Source organism: Phyllobacterium lublinensis (assembly GCF_020164435.1).
Lineage (GTDB): Bacteria > Pseudomonadota > Alphaproteobacteria > Rhizobiales > Rhizobiaceae > Phyllobacterium > Phyllobacterium lublinensis.
Window position 1 is genome coordinate 131,636 of record NZ_JAIUDQ010000009.1, and the last position, 25,548, is coordinate 157,183.

The 25,548-nt window shown below is 56.7% G+C and carries 22 protein-coding genes and 2 tRNA genes; 3 read left to right on the plus strand and 21 right to left on the minus strand.

What is annotated here, in order from left to right; all coding sequences use genetic code 11:
• Positions 1-14 precede the first annotated feature (14 nt).
• The 16 genes from K9U38_RS13270 to K9U38_RS13345 all read right to left on the minus strand — a co-directional run bounded on the left by K9U38_RS13270 (position 15) and on the right by K9U38_RS13345 (position 16,419).
• On the minus strand, positions 15-1,520 hold the full coding sequence (locus tag K9U38_RS13270; RefSeq protein ID WP_224494813.1) for an NADH-quinone oxidoreductase subunit M: 1,506 nt from the start codon (positions 1,518-1,520) through the stop codon (positions 15-17).
• Entirely contained in the window at positions 1,520-3,511 is a 1,992-nt protein-coding gene (nuoL, locus tag K9U38_RS13275; RefSeq protein WP_224494814.1) for an NADH-quinone oxidoreductase subunit L, read from the minus strand. The genes K9U38_RS13270 and nuoL overlap by 1 nt, the downstream gene beginning before the upstream one ends.
• A 7-nt stretch (positions 3,512-3,518) precedes the next feature.
• Positions 3,519-3,827, minus strand: a complete 309-nt coding sequence (gene nuoK / locus K9U38_RS13280) for an NADH-quinone oxidoreductase subunit NuoK (RefSeq protein ID WP_099999304.1) — start codon at positions 3,825-3,827, stop codon at positions 3,519-3,521.
• Entirely contained in the window at positions 3,827-4,459 is a 633-nt protein-coding gene (locus tag K9U38_RS13285) for an NADH-quinone oxidoreductase subunit J (protein WP_224494815.1), read from the minus strand. The genes nuoK and K9U38_RS13285 overlap by 1 nt, the downstream gene beginning before the upstream one ends.
• 199 nt (positions 4,460-4,658) lie before the next feature.
• Positions 4,659-5,150 carry an NADH-quinone oxidoreductase subunit NuoI gene (gene nuoI / locus K9U38_RS13290; RefSeq protein WP_106712202.1) on the minus strand — a complete coding sequence of 164 codons (492 nt, stop codon included), beginning with the start codon at positions 5,148-5,150 and terminating at the stop codon, positions 4,659-4,661.
• A complete protein-coding gene (gene nuoH / locus K9U38_RS13295) occupies positions 5,147-6,193 on the minus strand; it encodes an NADH-quinone oxidoreductase subunit NuoH (RefSeq protein ID WP_224494816.1) in 1,047 nt (348 codons plus the stop codon). Before nuoH ends, nuoI begins: the two co-directional genes overlap by 4 nt.
• Before the next feature lie 16 nt (positions 6,194-6,209).
• Positions 6,210-8,291 (minus strand): NADH-quinone oxidoreductase subunit NuoG, encoded by a 2,082-nt coding sequence (nuoG, locus tag K9U38_RS13300; protein WP_224494817.1) that lies wholly within the window; start codon positions 8,289-8,291, stop codon positions 6,210-6,212.
• A gap of 99 nt (positions 8,292-8,390) precedes the next feature.
• A complete protein-coding gene (locus tag K9U38_RS13305; protein WP_224494818.1) occupies positions 8,391-8,930 on the minus strand; it encodes a helix-hairpin-helix domain-containing protein in 540 nt (179 codons plus the stop codon).
• 60 nt (positions 8,931-8,990) lie between these two features.
• On the minus strand, positions 8,991-10,292 hold the full coding sequence (gene nuoF / locus K9U38_RS13310) for an NADH-quinone oxidoreductase subunit NuoF (protein WP_224494819.1): 1,302 nt from the start codon (positions 10,290-10,292) through the stop codon (positions 8,991-8,993).
• 67 nt (positions 10,293-10,359) lie between these two features.
• The gene (locus K9U38_RS13315) at positions 10,360-11,535 is read right to left on the minus strand and encodes an NADH-quinone oxidoreductase subunit E (protein ID WP_224494820.1); all 1,176 of its coding nucleotides are present in this window, start codon (positions 11,533-11,535) and stop codon (positions 10,360-10,362) included.
• Complete coding sequence (locus K9U38_RS13320) at positions 11,535-12,725, minus strand: NADH-quinone oxidoreductase subunit D (RefSeq protein WP_224494821.1); 1,191 nt, start codon at positions 12,723-12,725, stop codon at positions 11,535-11,537. Before K9U38_RS13320 ends, K9U38_RS13315 begins: the two co-directional genes overlap by 1 nt.
• Before the next feature lie 42 nt (positions 12,726-12,767).
• The gene (locus K9U38_RS13325; RefSeq protein ID WP_224494822.1) at positions 12,768-13,376 is read right to left on the minus strand and encodes an NADH-quinone oxidoreductase subunit C; all 609 of its coding nucleotides are present in this window, start codon (positions 13,374-13,376) and stop codon (positions 12,768-12,770) included.
• A gap of 9 nt (positions 13,377-13,385) precedes the next feature.
• Positions 13,386-13,967 carry a NuoB/complex I 20 kDa subunit family protein gene (locus K9U38_RS13330; RefSeq protein ID WP_224494823.1) on the minus strand — a complete coding sequence of 194 codons (582 nt, stop codon included), beginning with the start codon at positions 13,965-13,967 and terminating at the stop codon, positions 13,386-13,388.
• Positions 13,958-14,323, minus strand: coding sequence for an NADH-quinone oxidoreductase subunit A (locus K9U38_RS13335; protein ID WP_106712210.1), 366 nt, complete (start codon positions 14,321-14,323; stop codon positions 13,958-13,960). Before K9U38_RS13335 ends, K9U38_RS13330 begins: the two co-directional genes overlap by 10 nt.
• A 440-nt stretch (positions 14,324-14,763) precedes the next feature.
• Entirely contained in the window at positions 14,764-15,975 is a 1,212-nt protein-coding gene (locus tag K9U38_RS13340) for an MFS transporter (protein WP_224494824.1), read from the minus strand.
• A 367-nt stretch (positions 15,976-16,342) separates the two neighbouring features.
• Positions 16,343-16,419 (minus strand) — tRNA-Asp (locus tag K9U38_RS13345).
• Positions 16,420-16,608: 189 nt separating this feature from the next.
• Here K9U38_RS13345 and K9U38_RS13350 point away from each other — a divergent pair.
• Both K9U38_RS13350 and K9U38_RS13355 read left to right on the plus strand, forming a co-directional pair.
• Positions 16,609-16,684 (plus strand) — tRNA-Val (locus K9U38_RS13350).
• A 226-nt stretch (positions 16,685-16,910) separates the two neighbouring features.
• Positions 16,911-17,513 carry a HupE/UreJ family protein gene (locus K9U38_RS13355; RefSeq protein WP_224494825.1) on the plus strand — a complete coding sequence of 201 codons (603 nt, stop codon included), beginning with the start codon at positions 16,911-16,913 and terminating at the stop codon, positions 17,511-17,513.
• A gap of 62 nt (positions 17,514-17,575) precedes the next feature.
• On the opposite strand, the gene lon is transcribed toward K9U38_RS13355, so the two are convergent.
• The 4 genes from lon to K9U38_RS13375 all read right to left on the minus strand — a co-directional run bounded on the left by lon (position 17,576) and on the right by K9U38_RS13375 (position 23,842).
• Positions 17,576-20,002 (minus strand): endopeptidase La, encoded by a 2,427-nt coding sequence (gene lon / locus K9U38_RS13360; RefSeq protein ID WP_224494826.1) that lies wholly within the window; start codon positions 20,000-20,002, stop codon positions 17,576-17,578.
• Between the two features lie 476 nt (positions 20,003-20,478).
• On the minus strand, positions 20,479-21,753 hold the full coding sequence (gene clpX / locus K9U38_RS13365) for an ATP-dependent Clp protease ATP-binding subunit ClpX (RefSeq protein WP_106664975.1): 1,275 nt from the start codon (positions 21,751-21,753) through the stop codon (positions 20,479-20,481).
• 208 nt (positions 21,754-21,961) lie between these two features.
• The gene (locus K9U38_RS13370; RefSeq protein WP_106712215.1) at positions 21,962-22,591 is read right to left on the minus strand and encodes an ATP-dependent Clp protease proteolytic subunit; all 630 of its coding nucleotides are present in this window, start codon (positions 22,589-22,591) and stop codon (positions 21,962-21,964) included.
• Between the two features lie 147 nt (positions 22,592-22,738).
• Complete coding sequence (locus K9U38_RS13375; protein ID WP_224494827.1) at positions 22,739-23,842, minus strand: NAD(P)/FAD-dependent oxidoreductase; 1,104 nt, start codon at positions 23,840-23,842, stop codon at positions 22,739-22,741.
• A gap of 110 nt (positions 23,843-23,952) precedes the next feature.
• Here K9U38_RS13375 and K9U38_RS13380 point away from each other — a divergent pair, with 110 nt between their 5' ends.
• Positions 23,953-25,203 (plus strand): cytochrome P450, encoded by a 1,251-nt coding sequence (locus K9U38_RS13380; protein WP_224494828.1) that lies wholly within the window; start codon positions 23,953-23,955, stop codon positions 25,201-25,203.
• Here K9U38_RS13380 and K9U38_RS13385 read toward each other — a convergent pair whose 3' ends face one another.
• Positions 25,204-25,548, minus strand: coding sequence for a cupin domain-containing protein (locus K9U38_RS13385; protein WP_224494829.1), 345 nt, complete (start codon positions 25,546-25,548; stop codon positions 25,204-25,206).

Consider the following 25,548-nt stretch of genomic DNA (forward strand, 5'->3'; position numbering starts at 1 on the left):
TCGGCCTCTTCCTGCTACTTCAGTGCCAGTGTGGCAGCTGACGACAGCGCGTTATTGTATTGATTGATGACGGCGTGCACGGAACTTGCGGTCGCATCAAAGACGGGCATTGGATAGACGCCGTAGAAGATCGTCAGGATTACCAGCGGATAGATCACTGCCTTTTCGCGCGGCGTCATATCCAGAAGTGACTTCAGGCTATCCTTGTCCAGCACCCCGAATATGACCCGGCGGTAAAGCCACAACGCGTAAGCCGCAGAGAAAATGACACCGCTGGTGGCAAAGAGCGCAACCCAGGTATTGACGCGGAAAACACCGAGCAGAGTGAGGAACTCCCCGACAAAGCCCGAGGTCCCTGGCAGGCCCACATTGGCCATGGTGAAAATCATGAACACCACCGCATATTTGGGCATGTTATTGACCAGACCGCCATAGGCCCTGATCTCACGCGTATGTGTCCGGTCGTAGACGATACCCACGCACAGGAACAGCGCGCTGGATACCAACCCGTGCGAAAGCATCTGGAAGATAGCGCCCTGGATACCCTGCTCATTGGCGGCAAAGATACCCATGGTCACGTAGCCCATGTGGGCAACGGAGGAATAGGCAATCAGCTTCTTGATGTCGTCCTGCATCAGTGCGACGAGCGATGTGTAGATGATGGCGACAACCGAAAGCGTATAGATCAATGGAGCAAAATCGGCCGACGCGATCGGGAACATCGGAATGGAGAAGCGGATGAATCCGTAGCCGCCCAGTTTCAACAGGATGCCGGCCAGAATTGCAGATGCGGCGGTCGGTGCCTCCACGTGAGCGTCCGGTAGCCAGGTGTGAACCGGCCACATCGGCATTTTCACGGCGAAGGAGGCAAAGAATGCCAGCCAGAGCCATGTCTGCAGTGAGGCCGGGAACTTATAGGCGAGCAGGGTCGGGATATCGGTTGTACCGGCCTGCCAGTACATGGCCATGATGGCCAGCAGCATGAGTACCGAGCCGAGCAACGTGTAAAGGAAGAACTTGAAGCTGGCATAAACGCGGCGCTTCCCGCCCCACACACCGATAATGATGAACATCGGTACGAGAACGGCTTCGAAGAAAACGTAGAACAAGACGATATCGAGCGCACAGAACACGCCGATCATCAGCGTTTCCAGTACGAGAAACGCAATCATGTATTCCTTGACGCGATTCTGGATCGCCTCCCAGCTTGCCAGTATGCACAACGGCATCAGGAACGTCGTCAGTATCACGAACAGCATTGATATGCCGTCTACGCCCATATGGTAGGAAATGCCGGAGTCGAGCCAGGCGGTCTTTTCGACGAACTGGAAGCCGGCCTGGCCATTGTCGAAATAGTACCAGATCGGCAAGGACAGCAGGAACGTGATGATCGTCGTCCACAGCGTCACGACGCGGATGTTGCGCGTCGCCGCCTCACTGTCATCCCGGATCAACAGGATAATGAGGGCACCGACCAATGGCAGGAAAGTAACGGTCGAGAGAATTGGCCAGTCGGTCATTAGAAGTTGCTCCCGAGCATCATCCACGTGACGAGCGCGGCGACCCCAATGAGCATCGCGAACGCATAATGATAAAGGTAACCGGTCTGCAGGCGAACCACCCGGTTGGTGACGTCAACAACGCGCGCCGAAATTCCGTCCGGGCCGTGTCCGTCGATCAGCCAGCCATCGCCCTTTTTCCAGAGGAAGCGGCCTAGCGCCTTTGCCGGGCGAACGAACAGGAAATCGTAGAGTTCGTCAAAGTACCACTTGTTGAGCAGGAACTGGTAAAGTCCAGGATGGTTGGCAGCAAGCTGCTTCGGCGCCTCGGGCGAGCGGATGTAATAGTACCAAGCGACAACAAACCCTGCGGCCATTGCCAGGAATGGTGACATCGCAACAATGAACGGCACATGGTGATGCTCTTCGAGAATTTCGTTCTCGGGGCCGGTGAAAATAGCGCCCTTCCAGAACTCGGCATACTCATGGCCAAAAAAGTATTCGCGGAAGCCAACACCGGCGAACAATGCACCAAAGGCCAGGATGAACAATGGAATCAGCATGACATAGGGCGATTCATGCACATGATGCATGACCTCGTGGCTCGCCCGCGGCTTGCCATGAAATGTCATGAATATCAGGCGCCACGAATAGAAGCTGGTAAAGACGGCCGCAACCACGAGCAGAATGAAGGCGTAACCGGCGACCGGGCTATGCGATGCATAGGCCGATTCTATGATCATGTCCTTGGAGAAGAAGCCTGCGGTACCAATGAGCGTTCCCGGAATGCCAAGACCCGTCAGCGCGATGGTCCCGATGATCATCATCCAATAGGTCTGGGGGATCAACTTGCGCAGGCCGCCCATGTGACGCATGTCCTGCTCATCGGAGACGGCGTGTATCACCGAGCCTGCACCGAGGAACAGCAATGCCTTGAAGAAAGCGTGTGTGAAGAGGTGGAAAATGCCGGCGCCATAGGCGCCGAGACCCAACGCCACGAACATGTAGCCCAGCTGCGAGCAGGTCGAATAGGCAATGACGCGCTTGATGTCGTTCTGCACAAGACCAACGGTGGCGGCAAAGAAGGCGGTCGTGGCACCGATAAAAGTAACGACAATCAAGGCCGTATGCGACAGTTCAAAGATCGGCGACAGCCGAGCAACCATGAAGACTCCGGCCGTGACCATTGTCGCAGCATGGATCAGTGCCGATACTGGTGTTGGGCCTTCCATCGCATCAGGCAGCCATGTGTGAAGCAGGAACTGTGCGGACTTGCCCATCGCGCCCATGAAGAGCAGCAGGCAGGCGATCGTGATGGCGCCCTGCTTGTCGAGGGTATAGCCGAGGAAGTTCAGTACCGTCTGACCGCCCTCGCTCGCCCCTTCCGCGGGCAGATACTGCGCGGCAGAAGCAAACAGCGTATCGAACTGGACAGTGTCGAAAAGTACGAAAAGCGCAAAAATGCCAAGCAGGAAGCCAAAGTCGCCGACACGGTTGACAATGAACGCCTTCATGGCTGCGGCGTTGGCGGAAGGCTTCTTGTACCAGAAACCGATCAGCAAATAGGATGCAAGACCCACCCCTTCCCAGCCGAAGAACATCTGGACCAGATTGTCGCCGGTCACCAGCATTAACATCGCGAAGGTGAAAAGCGAAAGATAGGCGAAGAAGCGCGGCCGATCCGGATCATGGTGCATGTAGCCGATTGAATAGGTGTGGACGAGTGCCGACACGGTATTGATGACGACCAGCATGACAGCAGTCAGCGTATCGATGCGCAGTGACCAATCGAAGCTCAACGACCCCGACTCGACCCAATGCGCAACCGGCACCTTGAACGCCTCACCATGCCCGAGTGCAACTGTGCCAAAGGCAATCCAGGACAGCACTGCGCAGATGATCAGCAGCCCGGTCGTAACATACTCGCTCGCCTTCGCGCCGATAGAGGAACCAAACAGCCCCGCAATCAGGAAGCCAAGCAGCGGAAGGAAGACAATCGCCAGATACAGCATGCCCCCGTCAACCTTTCATCATGTTGACGTCTTCCACGGCAATCGACCCGCGATTGCGATAGAAAACGACGAGAATAGCAAGACCGATGGCCGCCTCGGCGGCAGCGACGGTCAGTACAAACAAAGCAAAAATCTGGCCCACCAGATCACCCAGCGCAGCGGAAAACGCCACGAAGTTGAGGTTCACGGCAAGCAGGATCAATTCAACGGACATCAGGATGACGATGACGTTCTTCCGGTTGAGAAAGATGCCGAAGATACCAAGCGTAAAAAGCAGGGCAGATACGGTCAGGTAGTGTGCGATACCAATTTCCATCATGACACCTCTGTCAGGCCCTTGCCTGTCTCAACCTGTTTGACCTCGATAGCGGTCGCGGGTGTACGGGCGACCTGCTCCGCAACGTTCTGGCGCTTGATGTTTGGCTTGTGGCGAAGCGTGAGCACGATTGCTCCAATCATCGCAACGAGCAGCACGAGACCCGCGATCTGGAAAAAGTAGATATAGTCCGTGTAGAGAATGTCGCCGAGTGCCGCAGTGTTGGTGCGCGTAGCAACATCCGGTGTCGGCTGGAACGCCGTCGTGCCCAATTTCGGCGCGAATACCGATCCGCCAAGCACGATGATCAACTCCGCAGCCAGGATCAGACCGACAAGTGCGCCGATCGGCGCATACTGCAAGGCACCGCTCTTCAGTTCAGCAAAATCCACGTCCAGCATCATGACGACGAAGAGGAAGAGAACCGCAACCGCTCCGACATAGACCACGAGAAGGATCATCGCCAGGAATTCAGCGCCGGTCAGCAGGAACAAGCCCGCGGCATTAAAGAATGCAAGGATCAAGAACAGCACGGAATGCACGGGATTGCGTGCCGCAATCACCATGAACGCACTGGCGACGGTTATGAAGGCGAATAGGTAAAAAAACGCCGCCGCGATACCTGTCAGCATGGGTTCCCCCGATTTCCGTTCCGGCAGGTCTGCCTGCCATTTCTAACTTCGTCCTAGCGCATTTCGGGATGGGAAACCGGTTCCCATAATCCCTGAAATTGCTCATGCGATTCACGATGTTTCGTGCATTCGCTGCCTATTAGCGCATGTTCCCGCCCGGTAGAAGCTACCTGCCGAGGACACAAGCGCGCACTCAATTTCACCGGTACGGCGCGTCCATCGCTATGTTACGCGCCAGTTCCCGCTCCCAGCGATCGCCATTGGCGAGCAGCCGGTCCTTGTCGTAGTAGAGTTCTTCACGGGTTTCCGTGGCGAACTCGAAATTCGGACCTTCGACGATGGCATCAACCGGGCAAGCCTCCTGGCAGAAGCCGCAATAGATGCACTTCACCATGTCGATGTCATAACGCACGGTTCGGCGCGTGCCGTCATTGCGGCGCGGTCCGGCCTCGATGGTGATGGCCTGTGCCGGGCAAATCGCCTCGCAGAGCTTGCACGCAATGCAGCGCTCTTCCCCGTTGGGATAGCGACGCAACGCATGTTCACCACGAAAACGCGGGCTCAGCGGACCCTTCTCGTACGGATAGTTCAAGGTCGCCTTTGGCGCAAAGAACTGCCGCATCGACAGGAAGAAAGCTCCGACGAATTCCAGAAGCAGGAGCGATTTTGCAGCTTGTGCAAGTGAACTCATGGCGTAAGCCCCGTGATTTTAAGGAAGGCCGCAGTGGCGATGACCATGAAGAGCGAGATCGGAAGGAAAACCTTCCAGCCAAGGCGCATTAGCTGGTCGTAGCGGTAGCGCGGAACGAACGCCTTCACCATGGCAAACATGAAGAAGCAAAAGAAAAGCTTCAGAAGGAACCAGACGACTCCGGGTACCCAGTTGAGGATCCAGATATCCACCGGTGGCAGCCAGCCTCCAAGGAAGAGAATGGTCGTCAAGGCGCACATGAGCGTGATCGCGACATACTCGCCAAGGAAGAACAGCAGGAACGCTGTCGACGAGTACTCGATCATGTGCCCGGCAACAAGTTCGGATTCAGCCTCTACCAGATCGAAAGGTGGACGGTTGGTTTCCGCCAATGCCGAAATGAAGAAGATGATGAACATCGGGAACAAGCCGAGCCAATGCCAATCGAGGAACGAATTCGGCAAGCCGAGCATCGTGCCAAGGCCATTCGTCTGCGCTGTTACGATATCGGTCAAATTCAAGGAGCCGACGCAGAGCAAGACGGTGACGATGACGAAACCGATCGATACTTCGTACGACACCATCTGAGCAGCCGAGCGCAAAGCACCGAGGAACGGATACTTCGAATTCGAGGCCCATCCCGCCATGATCACGCCGTAGACCTCCAGCGACGAGATGGCCAGGACGTAGAGAATGCCAACATTGACGTTGGCGACGGCCCAGCCTTCATTGACCGGAATGACCGCCCAGGCCGCCATCGCAAGGACAGACGAAACGAGCGGCGCCAGCAGAAAAATCCCCTTGTTTGCGCCAGAGGGAATGATGGGTTCCTTCACGACGAACTTGAGCAGGTCGGCAAAGGATTGCAGCAGGCCAAAAGGACCGACAACATTGGGGCCGCGACGCAACTGCACGGCCGCCCAGATCTTGCGATCGGCCAGAAGCAAATAGGCAATGATGAGCAGCATCACCACCAGCAAAAGCAAGGATTTGCCAAGTATGATCAGCAGCGGCAGGATGTAGGTTGCGAAAATTTCTTCCATATCAATTTCTTCCCGCCTACTCGGCTGCCTGCTTGAAGCCACCCTTGGCGAGCGCTGAGCACTCGGCCATGACGGCAGAGGCGCGCGCGATCGGGTTGGTCAAATAGAAATCCTTGATCGGCGATACAAAGAGCGTCTTGTCAACGGCACCCGATACGGTTGCCAGCTTCCCGATGTCGGCCGGGTCACCGGCGGCAATCGAGTCGACTGCAGCGAGATGCGGATACTCCGCATAGAGGGCCGAACGCAAGGCTGCCAGCGAGTCGAACGGCAATTTCTTGCCGAGAACGTCTGACAGAGCTCGCAAGATCGCCCAATCTTCCTTGGCATTGCCCGGTGCAAAGCCGGCGCGATTGGTCATCTGAACGCGGCCTTCGGTGTTCACAAACGTGCCCGATTTCTCCGTATAGGTCGCACCAGGCAGGATCACATCAGCGTTATGGGCACCCTGATCTCCGTGGGTACCGATATAGACTGTGAAGGCTTTGTCTTTCTTGGCCCAATCCAGCTCGTCAGCGCCAAGCAGGAAGAGCACATCAAGCTTGCCCTTCATCGCGGCAACGGTTTTGCCGCCCTTGCCAGGTACGAAGCCGATATCCAGCGCACCAACGCGGCTGGCGGCTGCATGGACAATGCCAAAGCCATTCCACTCAGTGGACAGAGCGCCCGTGTCGGCGGCAATCTTGGCTGCAAGGCCGAGCACGGATGCGCTGTCCGGACGTGAAAGAGCGCCTGGCCCGACGATGATCATCGGATTCTTTGCTTTCTTCAGCACGGAGAGGAACTTGACTGACCCAGCAGCAAGGTCGGCCAACGTCTCGGCCCCACCGCCCAGATATTCATATTTGTATCGCAGATCGGCCTGCTCGCCGATCAAGGCAACGGGCGTGCCGGAAGCACGCCAGCGCTTGCGGATCCGTGAATTCAGCAGGGATGCTTCAAAACGCGGGTTGGAACCGACGATCAGGATCGCATCGGCCTGTTCGATGCCGTCAATGGTCGGATTGAAGATATAGGAGGCCCTTCCATTGGCCGGATTGAGCACGGAGCCATCCTGACGCGCGTCGATGTTGGCGGAGCCGAGTGCAATCATGAGGGATTTGAGCGCGTACATCTCTTCGACACTCGCCAGATCACCGGCGATGGCACCAATCTTGTCGCCCTTCGTCGCGGCAACGGCCGTCCTGATCGCCTCGAACGCTTCCGGCCAGCTTGCTGCCACCAACCGGCCGTCCTTGCGGATATAGGGACGATCCAGGCGCTGCGTGCGCAGGCCATCCCAGATGAAGCGGGTCTTGTCTGAAATCCACTCTTCATTCACCTGTTCGTTGACGCGCGGAAGAATGCGCATCACCTCACGTCCACGCGTGTCGACGCGAATGGCCGATCCGACCGCATCCATCACGTCGATGGACTCAGTCTTGTTGAGCTCCCATGGGCGCGCTTGGAACGCATATGGCTTTGAAGTCAGTGCTCCTACCGGGCAAAGGTCGATAACATTGCCTTGCAATTCCGACGTCATTGCATGTTCAAGATAGGTCGTGATTTCGGCGTCTTCGCCGCGACCAATCAGGCCCAGCTCGGAGATGCCGGCAACCTCTGTCGTGAACCGGACGCAGCGCGTGCAGTGAATGCAGCGCGTCATGATCGTCTTGACGAGCGGACCAATATATTTGTCTTCGACAGCGCGCTTGTTTTCCTTGTAGCGGGAAGAATCCACGCCAAATGCCATTGCCTGATCCTGGAGATCACACTCGCCGCCCTGATCGCAGATCGGGCAATCCAGTGGATGGTTGATCAGCAGAAATTCCATCACGCCTTCACGGGCTTTCTTGACCATTGGCGTATTGGTGAAGATTTCCGGCGTTTCACCGTTCGGGCCGGGGCGAAGATCACGCACGCCCATGGCACATGATGCTGCGGGCTTGGGCGGTCCGCCCTTCACTTCGATCAGGCACATGCGGCAATTGCCAGCGATCGACAAACGCTCATGGAAACAGAATCGCGGCACTTCCGCACCCGCAGTTTCTGCTGCCTGCAGAAGCGTGTAGTGATCCGGTACCTCGATTTCCTTACCGTCGACTTTGATCTTTGCCATCGTCTGTCCAACCTCGCGGAACAATCCGCATTTCATCTGGCATTTCCGCCCTATGGCCGAATGCCTTCAATCATGCACGCCGGGTTTCGCCAGCGCTATTTAATCTTTGCTCTTCTCGGCCAGAGCAGCTGCCTGCCCTACCCAGTCGTCACGCAGGATACGGCCTTCGAACTGTAACCGATCGTCGACTTGAGCGACTTCCTCGGGCGTCCAGGCCGCAATCTGCGCATAGGTATGAATACCCATACCCTTTAAAACCTGTTCAAGTTTGGGTCCGATTCCGGAAATATGTTTCAGATTGTCGGACACAATTGCAGTTTCGATCACAACCGGCTGAACCGGATTCTCGACTGCGGCGGGCTGATGCGACTCCAGGACCGGAGCCTCGACGCGCTTCGGCGAATGATCCGACGACCTCTTGCGAATGATCGTCTTCAGTGCATCCACGTCGGTTGCAGGAATGCTCGCTGGTTTCGCCATCGGTTTGAACGTCGCGTTCGCATCGAGGGCGCCGGCTATGGCACCAGCCCATAGCCCCCATATCTGGCTAGCGAAACCAAAACCAAGTGCGGAGACAGCCGCCGCCGCGCCCAGTTGAGGCGTCAGCAGATTGGCAGCCGGCACTATCTGTTTCGGCATGATTGCCGTCCAGTCCGCACCCGTTCGTTTGTTTCCGGTCTCTGGCATCACCCATGAACCCTATTCAGCAGCGACAAGCACAGGGCTTGACGCCGCGTTGCGTGAAAATTCATCGATACGGCGTTCAATTTCCGGACGGAAGTTCCGGATCAGCCCCTGGACAGGCCAGGCTGCCGCATCGCCGAGAGCACAGATTGTATGACCCTCGATCTGCTTGGTGACATCGAGCAACATTTCGATTTCCCGCTTCTGGGCATTGCCGACAACCATGCGTTCCAGAACGCGCCACATCCAGCCTGTGCCTTCACGGCATGGGGTGCATTGGCCGCAGCTCTCATGCTTGAAGAAATACGAAATACGCGCGATCGCGCGAACGATGTCAGTTGACTTGTCCATCACGATAGCGGCGGCGGTTCCGAACGAGGATTTGACACCGCGCAGCCCGTCGAAATCCATTGGGCAGTCGATGATGTCGGCTGCGGGAACAACTGGACACGACGCGCCGCCAGGTATGACCGCAAGCAGATTGTCCCAGCCGCCACGAATGCCGCCAGCATGCCTGTCGACCAATTCTCGGAATGTGATGCCCATCTCTTCTTCGACCGTGCACGGACGATTAACATGACCCGAAAGCATGTACAGCTTCGTGCCGACATTGTTGGGCCGACCAATGCTTGAGAACCATGCAGCGCCACGGCGCAGGATGGTCGGCGCCACGGCGATCGACTCCACATTGTTCACAGTGGTGGGGCAACCATACAGGCCCATATTGGCCGGGAATGGCGGCTTCAGACGCGGCTGACCCTTTTTGCCCTCAAGGCTTTCGAGCAGAGCCGTTTCCTCACCGCAGATGTAAGCGCCTGCGCCATGATGGACGAAGATATCATAGTCCCAGCCGTTCTTGTTATTCTTGCCGAGAAGACCCGCATCATAGCATTCGTCAATCGCCGCCTGCAGCGCCTCACGCTCGCGGATGTACTCGCCGCGTACGTAAATGTAACAGGTGTTTGCCGCCATCGCGAAGCCGGCAATCAGGCAACCCTCGATCAAGGTATGAGGATCATTGCGCATGATATCTCGATCCTTGCAGGTGCCAGGCTCGGATTCATCAGCATTCACGACCAGATAGTGTGGCCGGCCGTCGCTTTCCTTCGGCATGAAGGACCATTTGAGACCTGTCGGAAACCCGGCGCCACCGCGCCCGCGCAATCCCGATGCCTTCATTTCATTGATGATCCAATCCCGTCCCTTCTCAAGGATTTGCTTGGTACCATCCCAATGGCCGCGCGACATTGCGCCTTTCAAGGACTTGTCCTTGAGGCCATACAAATTGGTGAAGATGCGGTCTTTATCAGCGAGCATTTCGCACCTGTCCTACTCTCTTCGTCCATCGTAAAACGAATGCACTCAATGCATCCGCAAACTCAAATTACCTCGGCTTCTTGCCGAAAACCTTGATGTATTCCGCCTCGCCGCCTTTGGCCAAAGCTTTTGCCTGCTTGACCCAGTCGTCGCGTTCGATGCGGCCCTTGAAGTTCAAATAGCTGTCGACCCATTCGCGTTCGGCTTTTTTCCACGCCGCAACCTGCGCATAGGTAAAGATGCCGAGTTCATGCAGAATGCCTTCAATCTTCGGCCCGACACCCGCGATGAGCTTGAGATCATCGATCACAACCGGCCTCTCGATCGATGCTGGCCGGTTCTTGTCTTCCAGGGATACAGACTCCGATGCCTTGGCGGACTGGACCGGAGGCTTTTCGGCAAGCGAGCCCTCGGCAATCGGCGGGTTCTTGATCGCCCTGGCGGCAACCGGAGCCTCGGCTGGTTTCGATGTCGCCGCTTCGGCGGCCTTGGTGGCTTTCACCTTGGACGGTGACCGGATGGCTGCATTCGTCACTTCATCATGCGTCACCGGTTTGGCAGCATTTGACGGCGGTACATCCGCGACTTGGGCCGGAGCGCTCTTGGCAGCAAGCTTCGGCTTGGCAGAACCGTTGCCCTCGGTGAGCGATGTCAACCCGCCTTGCGGTGCCGAAGCATAGCGCTCGATCTGTGGTCCGACCGGCACCGACGCCCCGTTACCTGCCTCGAACGCATCGATGATCTCCGCAAGGCGTTCTGGCGTCAGGTCTTCATAGGTATCCTTGAACACCATGACCATTGGGGCATTGACGCAGGCGCCAAGGCATTCGACCTCCTCCCACGACAGCGTGCCTGCCTCGTTGGTATGGAAGGGATCGTGGTGGATCTTGTGCTGACAGACTTTTTTCAGGTCGTCTGCGCCACGCAACATGCACGGCGTGGTGCCACAAATCTGAATGTGGGCGCGTGTACCGACAGGCTTGAGCTGGAACTGCGTGTAGAATGTTGCAACTTCCAGAACGCGGATCATCGGCATGTCGAGCATGGTGGCGACATATTCGATTGCGGCCCTCGTAACCCAGCCGTCCTGTTCCTGGGCCCGCATCAACAGCGGAATGACGGCCGACTGTTCACGGCCCTTCGGATATTTCTTTATAGCCTGCTTCGCCCAAACGCTGTTCTCGCGATTAAACGCAAAGGCTGCTGGCTGGACGCTATCTTCTGCGAGACGACGGACGGACATTAGCGATCAACCTCACCAAATACGATATCGAGCGAGCCGAGGACGGCAGAGACGTCGGCTAGCATGTGACCACGGCACATGAAGTCCATGGCTTGAAGATGCGCAAAACCCGGCGCCCGCAATTTGACACGGTAGGGTTTGTTCGACCCATCCGACACCAGGTATACGCCGAACTCACCTTTCGGCGCTTCGACAGCGGCGTAAACTTCACCGGCAGGTACGTGGTATCCTTCGGTATAAAGCTTGAAGTGATGGATGAGCGCTTCCATCGATCGCTTCATCTCACCGCGCTTTGGCGGTACGATCTTGGCGGAAGTGTTAGATACTGGTCCCACCCGTTCCTTGCCGAGCAATTGGTCAACGCACTGGCGCATGATGCGAACGGACTGGCGCATCTCCTCCATACGGATCAGGTAGCGATCGTAGCAGTCGCCGTTCTTGCCGATGGGAACATCGAAATCCATCTCGGAGTAGCATTCGTAGGGCTGGGACTTGCGCAAATCCCATGCGGCACCGGAGCCGCGCACCATCACACCCGAAAACCCCCACGCCCAGGCATCTTCCAGCTTTACGACGCCGATATCGACGTTGCGCTGCTTGAAAATACGGTTCGGCGTAATCAGATCGTCGAGATTCTTGACGGTCTGCAAGAATGGATCACACCACTTGCCAATATCTTCGATCAGCTGGTCAGGCAGATCCTGGTGAACGCCGCCGGGGCGGAAGTAAGCGGCGTGCATGCGCGCGCCGCAGGCACGCTCATAGAATACCATCAGCTTTTCACGTTCTTCGAAGCCCCAGAGCGGCGGTGTCAGCGCACCGACGTCCATCGCCTGCGTGGTCACATTCAGAAGATGCGAAAGGATGCGCCCTATTTCCGAGAAAAGAACCCGAATGAGCTGGCCACGCTTTGGCACTTCGATCTCGAGCAATCGCTCGACCGCCAGCGCATACGCATGCTCCTGGTTCATCGGCGCGACGTAATCGAGACGATCCAGATATGGCACGGCTTGCAGGTAGGTCTTGGCTTCCATCAACTTTTCAGTCCCGCGATGAAGCAAGCCGATATGCGGATCGACGCGCTCGACCACTTCGCCGTCCAGTTCAAGCACGAGGCGCAAAACGCCATGCGCGGCCGGATGTTGCGGGCCAAAATTGATATTGAAGTTGCGGACGCTGTGTTCAGTCATGGGTATTTTCCCGGTGGGCCGCGCAGAATGTCTCAAGCGCGCTCAATTTGCCTTCGCCTTTTCATCACCCGGGAGCACATAATCGGTGCCTTCCCAAGGGGACTGGAAGTCGAAATTGCGGAACTCCTGCCTCAACTCGACCGGCTCATAGACGACGCGCTTGACTTCGTCGTCGTAACGAACCTCGACAAATCCGGTAAGCGGAAAGTCCTTGCGCAATGGATGACCTTCGAAGCCATAGTCCGTAAGAATCCGTCGAAGATCCGGATGACCCGAAAACAGCACGCCGTAGAGATCGTAGGTCTCGCGCTCGTACCAGTCCGCCCCTGGATAAACCGGCGTGGCCGACGGTACCGGCGTATCCTCGTCTGTTGCGACTTTGACTCGGATGCGCAAATTATGACGCGGTGAAAGCAGATGATAGACGACGTCGAACCGTTCGGAACGGGACGGGTAGTCCACACCGCTGATGTCGATCAGAGAGATGAACTGGCATTGCCTATCGTCACGCAGGAAAGTCAGCGTGCTGATGAGTTCGCCCGGCTCAACCGTAACGGTCAGTTCGCCATAGGCCAGATCGACCGACTTGAGGACAAGTCCAGCCTTTTCCTTGAGAAAACTGCCAAGTTCGATCAATGCTTCTTCAGCCATCGCCGTATCCTATCGCTCGATCGTGCCAGTGCGGCGGATTTTCTTCTGCAGCATCAGCACGCCATAAAGAAGCGCCTCGGCGGTCGGCGGGCAGCCCGGCACATAAATATCGACAGGCACGACGCGATCGCAGCCACGCACCACCGAATAGGAGTAATGGTAGTATCCACCACCATTGGCACACGACCCCATGGAGATCACATAGCGCGGCTCCGGCATCTGGTCGTAGACCTTCCGCAGCGCGGGCGCCATCTTGTTGGTGAGAGTACCAGCAACGATCATTACGTCTGACTGGCGCGGTGACGCGCGGGGCGCAAAACCGAAACGCTCGCCATCATAGCGCGGCATGGACGTGTGCATCATCTCAACGGCGCAGCAGGCGAGACCGAAGGTCATCCACATCAGCGACCCGGTGCGCGCCCAGGTCACTAGCGCGTCGGCTGATGTGACAAGAAAGCCCTTGTCTGCGAGCTCATTGTTGATCTCGCCGAAGAACGCGTCATCCGATCCGATCGGCTTGCCGGTATTCGGGTCGAGGATGCCTTTCGGCTGCGCGGCGACGAGTGTCGTTTGGCTAGCGGTCAATCCCATTCCAGCGCTCCCTTTTTCCACTCATAGATAAAGCCGATTGTCAGAACGGCCAGGAAGATCATCATCGACCAGAAACCGAACCAGCCGATTTTGCCGAAGGAGATTGCCCACGGAAACAGGAAGGCAACTTCAAGATCGAAAATGATGAACAGAATCGAAACCAGATAGAACCGGACGTCGAATTTCATGCGGGCGTCATCAAATGCGTTGAACCCGCACTCATAGGCCGACAGCTTTTCCGGATCCGGCGCACTATATGCAACCAGGAAAGGCGCAACCAGCAGTGCCAGACCGATAACCAGCGCCACTCCAATGAAGATGACGATGGGCAGGTAGGAACTTAATAACTCGTTCATGATCCGTCTTTTTCCGCCTTGTGAACTCAGGCTGACAAGAATGCCATGTTATGCACATGACTGCCACCAATAGGCGACAGATCGCACCACTCTTTGAGTTGGCCCGACGGGGCGAGCGTTAGCGCGTTAGCGCCATGGGCGCAAGTGCAACTATCGCTGTAGAAACCACGCCGCAGCCGCTTAAACGGCGCGTCGGTTTGCGTAAAAATCCCCATATTACGCGTTTTTTGCTGCATTCTACGAGAAAAGAGGCCAAAATTGCTTTTTAGAATGATGATAATGTGACTTGCCAACGCGCTACTATACGCCCGCGAAATTCTGGCTGCGACATTCGGTCCTATAAACGATTTAGACAAGAAAATTTGCCGGTCGGGCCCAAACGAAATAATGCGCCCACCGATGACCGTTCCTGACGCTTCGCACACGTTGAAAAGCAACCGTCAAACTCCTGCGAGAGGCTCGAGAGCGAGCCGCTGCCCTTCCTCGGCAAGTTGTCTCTCGCGATACGCCCGGCGGTCCAGCAGCAGTGACCATAGCGCTACAAACAGGCCGACCAAGGCCAGTGCTGCTCCAACAAATGGCAGGTTCTGATAGGACACGCCCCAGGTTAGCGCCGCTCCGCCGATCCATGCACCGGAGGCATTTCCGACATTGAATGCTCCCTGATTGAGGGTTGCCGCCAAATTCGGGGCTTCGTCAGCCGCTTCCACCACGCGCATCTGCAGCGGGGGAACGATGACAAATGTCAGAACGCCCCAAACAAAGACGATTGCAATAGTCGCGGCGGCGCTACCGCTCACTTCCGCAAAAAGCGAATGAACGAGTATCAATGCCACCAATGTCCCTATCACGGTGGGCATCAGCTTCCAGTCGGCAAGCTTGCCGCCGATGATATTGCCTACCGTCATGCCGGCTCCGAACAGCAGCAGGATCCATGTCACCATTGGCGTGGGAATACCCGATACATCGGTCAGAATCGGCTTGATATAGGTGAACACGGCAAACAGGCCGGCCGAGGCCAATGCCGATATCAGCATTGCAAGCCAGACCTGCAATTTACCAAGCACCCTGACTTCGCTCAAAATGCCGCCACTCTCCTGTTGACCATTTGAAGCCGGGACCAAGAGGACGATGGCAATGACCGCCACGACGCCAATTGCCACGACGGCAAAGAATGTCGCGCGCCAGCCATATACCTCGCCAAGTGCAGTGCCCGCAGGCACCCCGAGAATATTGGCAAGCGTCAGGCCAGCAAACATCAAGGCGATGGCGCTGGCCCGCTTGTGGCGGGGAACGAGATTGGCAGCAACCACCGAGCCGATTCCGAAGAACGCTCCATGGCCGAAGGCGGTGACGACTCGCGCAAGCATCAACATCCAGTAATTGGGCGCCAGCGCGCACAATAGGTTGCCGATCACGAACAGCGTCGCCAATCCGATCAGCACAGGCTTGCGCGGGAACGATGCGGTGGCGATCGCGATGATTGGAGCACCGACCACCACACCCAGCGCATAACCTGTGACGAGCAGCCCGGCATCAGGAATGGAAACACCAAGATCGGCGGCCACCTCGGGCAGCAATCCCATGATGACGAATTCGGTCGTTCCTATGCAGAACGACGCAATGGCAAGGGCGAGAATCGGTAGGGGCATTGATTGAGCTAACCGCGAGTCTTGAGAAAGAATGATTGCTGCATCGGGAGCAGAATTCTGGCAACCGATTTGTGTGCATTGCAGCAATGCATTTATGTGGGAGGAGAACTTCCGTGATTCCCGATCGCATGCGCCTCTCAAGATTTTTTACGATAATGCGTCTCAGACCACTAACCGGGAGCATGCGGTGACAGGCCGAACTATCAGCCGGCCGGCGAGATTTGTGAGCGACATCAGGAACTGATGGTCAAAGGCCAGTCACATCGAAATAAGCAATCGGGAATAATTATGGGTGGGAACGACGAAAGCGTGCGATGCGCCACTTCCTGCAATTACAAGTATTTACTGAGAATACTTGAGAGAAAAGTGGCGCGAGTGACGGGGCTCGAACCCGCGACCTCCGGCGTGACAGGCCGGCACTCTAACCAACTGAGCTACACCCGCGCACTTTCTTACCGAACAATTTGTCCGGCGTGAGCGGTCGTTTAAGGGGTTCGAGAGGGAGTGTCAAGCACAACCCGACAGGAAAAATGCGATTGTGAAAAACTCTTCAAACAAATCATAAAAGTGTCGCATCCCCTCTTGCCAATATCGCGCTAAACGCATAAACGCTCCCCACGCACCCTTTGCGAAGGGCGATTAGCTCAGTTGGTAGAGCGCTTCGTTTACACCGAAGATGTCGGGAGTTCGAGTCTCTCATCGCCCACCATTCCCCCTGGATAGACCGATCGTGACCACTGAAGCCGATGCCAACCCATGGCATGGTTTCACCGGGATCAGACAAGGCAATCCACGTCTGGATGCTGCAGCGCGCAGATAGTTCGTTCTCGCATATTTAGCAGTCGCAGCATTTTGCCCTTTTCACCCGCGCGCTTCTGCTGCAACAATGTTGCCAGCACTCCTTCCAAGAACGCTGAAAAAAACGGGAACATCCAATGCTATCCAACCGCATGACACGAATCGCTCTTCTGCTCCCAGCCATTCTCTATCCCGCCCTCGCCCATGCCCATGTCGGCGTTGGCGAAACGAGCGGCTTCGCACACGGCTTTGCCCATCCCCTTTCCGGCCTTGACCATATGCTGGCAATGATTCTTGTTGGTGTCCTCGCGTTTCAAATCGGCGGACGGGCATTGTGGCTCGTTCCCCTGGCGTTTGTCGGCATGATGGCCATTGGCGGCGCCCTGGGTGGCTTTGGCGTCAACGTGCCGTTTGTTGAAGTTGGAATCGCCATGTCGGTCATCGCACTCGGCGCGGCGGTTGCGCTGGAGATCAGGACACCTGCTGCCATCGCCGCAGGCCTGGTTGGTCTTTTTGCGATTTTCCACGGCCATGCCCATGGGGCGGAAATGCCGGAAAATGTAACTACCCTCACCTATGCCGCCGGCTTCACATTGGCGACCGCGCTGCTGCACGTAACCGGCATTGGCCTTGGGTTCGGGATCGGCACTATCAGCCGGCGTATCGGGCCGAGCGTCGTGCGTTTCGTTGGCGGCATCGCCGCACTAGTGGGGCTTGGCATACTCTCGAGCGCGCTCTAACTCCCAATTCAAGAATCAAAAAGGCCGGGCAATTGCTTGCCCGGCCTTTTTTGTCACTCGATTTAGTGAGCGACCTGTGCGCTTGTTTCGTCCTCGACATCGACAACCGGTGTCGGTACCTGAGCGGGTTCCGTCCACTCGATCGGGTCCGGCTGGCGTATCAATGCGTGCTTGAGCACGTCATTGGCATGGCTCACCGGAATGATCTCAAGCCCATTCTTCACGTTGTCAGGAATCTCCACCAGATCCTTGGCGTTATCCTGAGGGATCAGAACCGTCTTGATGCCGCCGCGTAGTGCCGCAAGCAGCTTCTCCTTGAGACCGCCGATCGGCAGTACCCTGCCCCGCAGCGTGATCTCGCCGGTCATGGCGATATCCTTGCGGACCGGGATACCGGTCAGTATCGAGACGATGGCTGTAACCATCGCGACACCGGCCGACGGACCATCCTTGGGCGTTGCGCCTTCCGGCACGTGCACGTGGATGTCACGGCGATCGAAGAGCGGCGGCTCGACACCGAAATCGATGGCACGTGAGCGGACGTAGGATGCCGCCGCCGAGATCGATTCCTTCATCACATCGCGCAGGTTGCCTGTCACCGTCATGCGACCCTTGCCGGGCATCATGACTCCTTCGATGGTCAGCAATTCGCCGCCAACTTCGGTCCAGGCAAGCCCGGTCACAACACCAACCTGGTCTTCGCCGTCGATCTGGCCGAAACGGAATTTCTCGACACCGAGATAGTCGTCGATGTTGGCTTCCGTAACCTTTACGGCCTTCTTCTTGGTTTTGAGAATCTCGGTAACGGCCTTGCGTGCCAACTTCATCAGTTCGCGCTCAAGACTACGGACACCCGCTTCCCGCGTATAGTTGCGGATGATGGCGCGGATTGCCCCTTCGGAAACCGAGAATTCCTTCGGCTGCAATGCATGATCGCGGATGGCCTTCGGCAACAGGTGCCGCTTGGCGATTTCCAGCTTCTCATCTTCCGTGTAGCCGGCAATACGGATGATCTCCATGCGATCCATCAACGGACCCGGGATATTCAGCGTATTGGCCGTCGTTACGAACATTACATTCGACAGGTCGTACTCGACTTCAAGGTAATGATCCATGAACGTTGAGTTCTGTTCAGGATCCAATACCTCCAGCAAAGCCGACGACGGATCACCGCGGAAGTCCTGGCCCATCTTGTCGATCTCATCGAGCAGGAACAGCGGGTTGGACTTCTTCGCCTTCTTCATCGACTGAATGACCTTGCCGGGCATCGAGCCGATGTAGGTGCGGCGGTGACCACGGATTTCAGCCTCGTCGCGCACGCCGCCAAGCGACATACGGATGTATTCACGGCCGGTGGCCTTGGCGATCGAGCGGGCGAGCGAAGTCTTGCCGACGCCGGGAGGACCAACGAGGCACAGGATCGGACCCTTGATCTTGGTCGAGCGGGCCTGCACAGCGAGGTATTCCACGATGCGGTCCTTGACCTTGTCGAGGCCATAATGCTCGGCGTCGAGAATCTCGTCGGCGAGGTTGAGATCGTTCTTGATCTTCGACTTCTTGCCCCACGGGATCGACAACAGCCAGTCGAGATAGTTACGCACGACTGTCGCCTCGGCGGACATCGGGCTCATTTGCCGGAGCTTCTTGAGCTCGGCATTGGCCTTTTCGCGTGCCTCCTTCGACAGTTTCGTCTTCTTGATGCGGTCTTCCAGTTCGGCAGCCTCGTCGCGGCCATCTTCGCCGTCGCCGAGTTCCTTCTGGATCGCCTTCATCTGCTCGTTCAGGTAGTACTCGCGCTGGGTCTTCTCCATCTGGCGCTTGACGCGCGAGCGGATGCGTTTTTCCACCTGTAGAACCGAGATTTCCGATTCCATGAACGACATCGCCTTTTCCAGTCGTGCACGCACCGACAGGATGGACAGCATGTCCTGCTTCTCGGGAATCTTGATCGCAAGATGCGAGGCGACCGTATCGGCCAGTTTCGAGTAGTCCTCGATCTGCCCGGCAGCGCCAACGACTTCTGGCGATATCTTCTTGTTCAATTTCACATAGTTTTCGAAGTCCGACACGACCGAACGCGCCAGTGCCTCGATTTCGACCGGGTCTTCTTCCGGTTCCGCGAGGGTCACTGCATTGGCTTCATGATAGTCTTCGCGATCGCTGAAACTGGTGATTTCGGCGCGGGCGATGCCTTCGACCAATACTTTCACGGTACCGTCGGGAAGTTTCAGCAACTGCAGGACGTTGGCAATCGTACCAACCGTGTAGATGGCATCAGCCTGCGGATCATCATCTGCAGCGTTCTTCTGTGTGGCAAGCAGGATTTGCTTGTCGACGCCCATCACTTCCTCGAGCGCTCGAATGGATTTCTCGCGACCGACGAAGAGTGGAACGATCATGTGGGGGAAGACAACGATATCGCGCAACGGTAGAACGGCATAGAGCCCGCTCTCACCACCCGCCGGTGTCTTCTTGCTTGCAACCGTCATTTCATGTCCTTTCTCAGGCCATTTGGCCAGATCGCCACATCCGGGTACCCTTTGGTCGCACAATCAATCCAAAACCTGGCATCCACTATCGGACTATACCCCAAACTTTTGAACCGTGCACTGAGCGGCGTACTACCAGTTGTGCAGCTTAACCATTACTTGGAGTGACGGGTCGCCGGTTTCAAGCTTCGCGCCACCTCAAGTGCATTCACAGAATCGTAATTCATCCTGCGCCTGGAAGGGTGCGAGCGCAATCTCTTGCCCCACCACTCTCCCTCATTGCCGGCGATTTTCGTGGAAATCCTCGATGCGGGCGGTGTGTGCATCGCCGTGTCGCGACCCCAATCTGCCATGTATCTCCTGCGTCCACATGGTTACTCAAATGTAAACAATTCTTCTTAGCGCAATTGTGAGGCGTATAAAACAGAAAAGCTCCGCAGAGCGCGGAGCCTTCCATCTGTTCGCTGGCTTCCGAATCAGGCGGAAACGTTGCCTTTTTCTTCCTTGCGTTCAGCATAGATGTAGAGCGGCCTTGAATTGCCTTCGACCACATCACCGGAGATGACAACCTCCTGGACGCCATCAAGTGTCGGCAACTCATACATCGTGTCGAGGAGAATCTTCTCCATGATCGACCGTAGACCGCGCGCGCCGGTCTTGCGCGCAATGGCCTTCTTGGCGATGGCCTTCAGTGCATCTTCGTGGAATGTCAGCTCAACATTCTCCATGTCAAACAGACGCTGATACTGCTTCACCAGAGCGTTCTTTGGTTCGGACAATATCTGCACCAGCGCAACTTCATCGAGATCTTCAAGCGTTGCGATGACAGGCAAGCGGCCGACGAATTCGGGGATCAGGCCGAACTTCAGCAGATCCTCTGGTTCAAGTTCGCGGAAAATGGCACCCACGCGGCGATCATCCGGTGCCTTGACCGCAGCGCTGAAGCCGATGGACGTCTTTTCGCCGCGGGCCGAGATGATCTTGTCGAGACCGGCAAAAGCACCGCCACAGATGAACAGGATGTTGGTCGTATCAACCTGCAGGAACTCCTGCTGTGGATGCTTGCGTCCGCCCTGGGGAGGCACGGAAGCAACTGTTCCTTCCATGATCTTCAGCAGAGCCTGCTGCACGCCCTCGCCCGAGACGTCGCGCGTAATGGACGGATTGTCCGATTTGCGGCTGATCTTGTCGACTTCATCGATGTAGACAATACCGCGTTGCGCCCGCTCGACATTGTAGTCGGCCGACTGCAGCAGCTTCAGGATGATGTTTTCAACGTCCTCGCCGACATAACCTGCTTCCGTCAGCGTCGTCGCGTCTGCCATCGTGAAAGGCACGTCGATGATGCGGGCAAGTGACTGTGCGAGATATGTCTTGCCGCAACCGGTGGGGCCAACCAGAAGAATGTTGGATTTCGCCAGTTCGACTTCATTGTTTTTCGATGCGTGGGCCAACCGCTTGTAGTGGTTGTGCACCGCGACGGAGAGAACACGCTTGGCATGGCTCTGGCCGATGACGTAATCATCCAGCACCGCCATGATTTCCTGCGGCGTCGGGACGCCTTCGCGGGATTTCACCATCGAGGATTTGTTCTCCTCGCGGATGATGTCCATGCACAATTCAACGCATTCATCGCAGATGAATACAGTCGGGCCCGCAATCAGCTTGCGAACTTCGTGCTGGCTCTTCCCGCAAAACGAGCAATAAAGCGTATTCTTGGAATCGCCGCCGCCGTTGCTGACTTTGCTCATTGCAGTTTCCTTTCAGTATCAGCCCCGCTCTCCCGGGACCGCCACTTCCTCCAGGTGGAAGTGAATAGTCATTCGTAGAATAGGCTTCCTAGCTCACTAATGGCTTAACGTAACGTCTGCTCAGCTCTATGCAAGCCGGATATGTGGCGAAAAGTCCGCAACCGGGTCAAAAAATGTTCATTTTCGACCCGGAGCGGCATTTAGCCGGTTACTTTCCGTCGCCTTCGATGATCGCGCGGGACTCAAGTACCTTGTCGATCAGACCGAATTCGAGTGATTCCTGGGCCGTCATGAAGTGATCGCGGTCAAGCGTCCGCTCGATCGTCTCATAGTCGCGGCCCGTGTGCTTGACGTAGATTTCGTTGAGACGCCGCTTCATCTTGATGATGTCCTGGGCATGGCGCTCGATATCCGAGGCCTGTCCCTGGAACCCGCCCGACGGCTGGTGCAGCATGATGCGGGCGTTAGGCAGGACGAAACGCATGTCTTTTTCACCGGCCGTCAGAAGCAGCGAGCCCATGGAGGCAGCCTGACCGAAACAGAGTGTCGAAACTGCCGGTCGGATGAACTGCATCGTATCGTAGATCGCCATGCCGGAGGTCACGACACCGCCTGGCGAGTTAATGTACATGTTGATTTCTTTTTTCGGATTTTCCGATTCCAGGAAGAGCAACTGGGCGCAGATCAGCGTCGCCATACCGTCCTCGATCGGTCCGGTAATGAAAATGATACGTTCTTTCAGCAGGCGCGAGAAAATATCATAGGCCCGCTCGCCCCGATTGGTCTGTTCGACGACCATTGGCACGAGGTTCATAGCTGTTTCGATTGGATCTCTCATCGGTGGGCCTCAGCGTTTTGGGGAATAAGGGGTTCAAATACCCCAGATTCGTGGACTACTTTTCGATACATAGGGCGTTGCTACCCGTCTCCGCAAGATGTTCCGGGACGGGATCGTTGGTGGAAGGTAAATGCGTTCGGCCGATAGTCATGCGGCCTCCGCTTTCAGCCAGCGCTGGAGCATTGGCACGTCGCCATCACCGATGGAGCTCGCGACGCGCCGCCCAACAGCCGCACCAAACTTGTAGCCGTGACCCGAACAGGCTGAAACAACAAGACATTTGTCCATTTCTGTCGCGAAGAACCTCTCGTCGGATGTGAAGGTGTAGGCACAGGTAACGACGTCTGTAACCTTGTATTCGGAGAGCCGCTTCATCGGAGGTGCGAAAAGGTCGCGAATTGCCTCACCCTCGCCCTGCGCGGGAATACGGTCGAGATTGGCGTCAGGTGTCTTGCGCTTGTGCAGGCCGGAACCGAACTTCAGGCCCCCGCCACCACTTGCCGGTATGATATAGCCATCCGTTCGGCCACCGACGTCGAGCACAACGGGTGATTTGTCCCAAGCCGCTTTCAGATCAGCTGGCGGTTCGAGATAAACGACAGCAGTACGATAGGTGGTAAGCGTCGCCGCAAGCTCGGGAAATAGCTTCAAAACCCAGGCGCCTGCGGTAACGATCACCTTGTCGGCAGCGATGACGGTGCCGTCTTCAACAACCACAGAACCAGCGGCACTTTCCACAGCCACAACCCTGGTATTCTCCAGGAGCGTGGCCCCGTGAGCTCGCAACCACCTCGCAATGTCGGTCGCTATCCTTTTGCAATGGAGAGCACCGCCCTCCGGCGAGAAGAAAGCGTAGCGAAACGTCCCTTCGTCCAGATAGCCGTAACGCTTCACAGCCTCGTTCGGCTCATAGAGTTCAAGCGGATAACCGCCCTGTTCCAGGCCGTCGCGGTACTCTTCGGCCTCGTCACCTGGTTCACGCGATACGCAGATGAAACCGCGGGGATCGAGATGGCTTGTTCCAATGTCATGCCACAGCTCATTCCAGGCATCGTACGCTTCCGAAATTGCATCGGCATAGCCGCCTGCATTCCCATATGCCCGGCGGATGATGCGGTGGTGGTCGCCCGAGGCGGCCAGCGGATTGGGAATCGGTCCCTGCTCGATCAGCGTTACCGCATGCCCCGCCTTGGTCAGTGACCACGCAGTCGAAAGACCGGCGATTCCTGCGCCGACAATGGTGATTTTCATGATTTGGGCCTGCTATGTCTTGGGGAAAGCGAGATTCGGATGAATATGGACCGTTTTGTGCCGAATGCTCAATGGCTTTGAATAGTTTTTGCATGGATGGAACTCAACCGATGTCTTCTTCCCGCCCGTCATCGTTTCATTTTGAGACCAACCACCGGCGCCTGTGGCTTGATCCGCACGACCAGACTTTTTTCCAGAATCCCTATCCGGCCTATGGACGGCTCCATGCGGCAACCCCGTCCTTCTTCTGGGAGAATTACGGCTTCTGGTGTTTCATCGGCTATGACGCCGTCAATAAATTGCTGCGAGACCGCCGCTTCGGGCGGGAAAAACGCAACAGTGTGGCGGATTCGCAAGGCAATATCGGCGACCGATCGCATCTGAAGGATTTTGACCACGTCGAAAAATTCTCGATGCTGGAGCTCGAACCACCAGCACATACGCGGCTGCGCACCCTCGTCAACCGTGCATTCGTGTCGCGACAGGTCGACCGCCTACGCCCGCGCATCGAGGCGCTGGCACACGATCTGATCGATCGATTCGAGTCTCGGGGTGAGGCTGAACTCATTGCCGATTTTGCTACTCCCATTCCGGTAACGATCATTGCCGAGATGCTGGGCGTACCGGTAGAATCCGCACCCCAACTGCTGGATTGGTCGCATCGCATTGTCTCGATGTACATGCATGGCCGCAATGGCGAGTCGGAAGAGAGGGCGAACGCCGCAGCCGCAGAGTTTTCCGGCTTCATGCGCGACTACGCGCGACGCCGGCGTGCCGATCCCAGGGACGATCTCCTCAGCCTGCTGCTTGCCGCCGAGGCGGACGGCGCAAAGCTATCGGAGGACGAGCTCGTCACAACGGCAATCCTTCTGCTCAATGCCGGTCACGAAGCCACCGTGCACCAGACCGGCAATGCGGTTAAGACAGTTCTTGAGGGTGGCCACGACCCGGCAAGACTGTTTGACGACCCGGAAAGCGTAGCAAAAACAGTAGAGGAATGCCTCAGATTTGATGCTCCTCTGCACATGTTCACACGCTATGCCTATGAGGAAATAGATCTCGGCGACGGCATAACGCTCCAGCCCGGAAACCAGATCGGACTGATGCTGGCTGCCGCCAACCGAGATCCCCGGGCATTCGGATCACCGGATGTCTTCATGCCGAACCGCACCGACCAGAAGAACCTGTCCTTTGGCGCCGGCATTCATTTCTGCGTCGGTGCGCCGCTGGCGCGGCTGGAACTGCAGGTTGCCCTGAAGGTCCTTTTCGATCGCTTGCCCAACCTAAGGCTCAACGGACAATCCATATATCGCGATACATACCATTTCCATGGGCTCGAACGGCTTCACGTCACATGGTGATCAAAGACGGATCACATATTCCTTCCGCGTCGTTTCAAGGACTTCCCATGTGCCGCGGAAGCCAGGGCGCAGCACGAAACTGTCACCTGCTTCAACGCGATACTCGCTACCGTCCTCCTCGGTGATCACTGACAGACCCGACAGGATATGGCAGAACTCCCACTCATCATAAGCGATGCGCCATTTTCCGGGAGTAGCCTCCCAGATTCCCGCATAAATGCCGCCGTCGACCGCGTCGCAGTTCCACGTCCGGAACTGGGGGTCTCCAGAAATGACACGTTCCGGCTTGGGCGCTCCATGTTCGGGATCGATGCCGTCGAAGTCGATTTTGACGAAATTATTCAT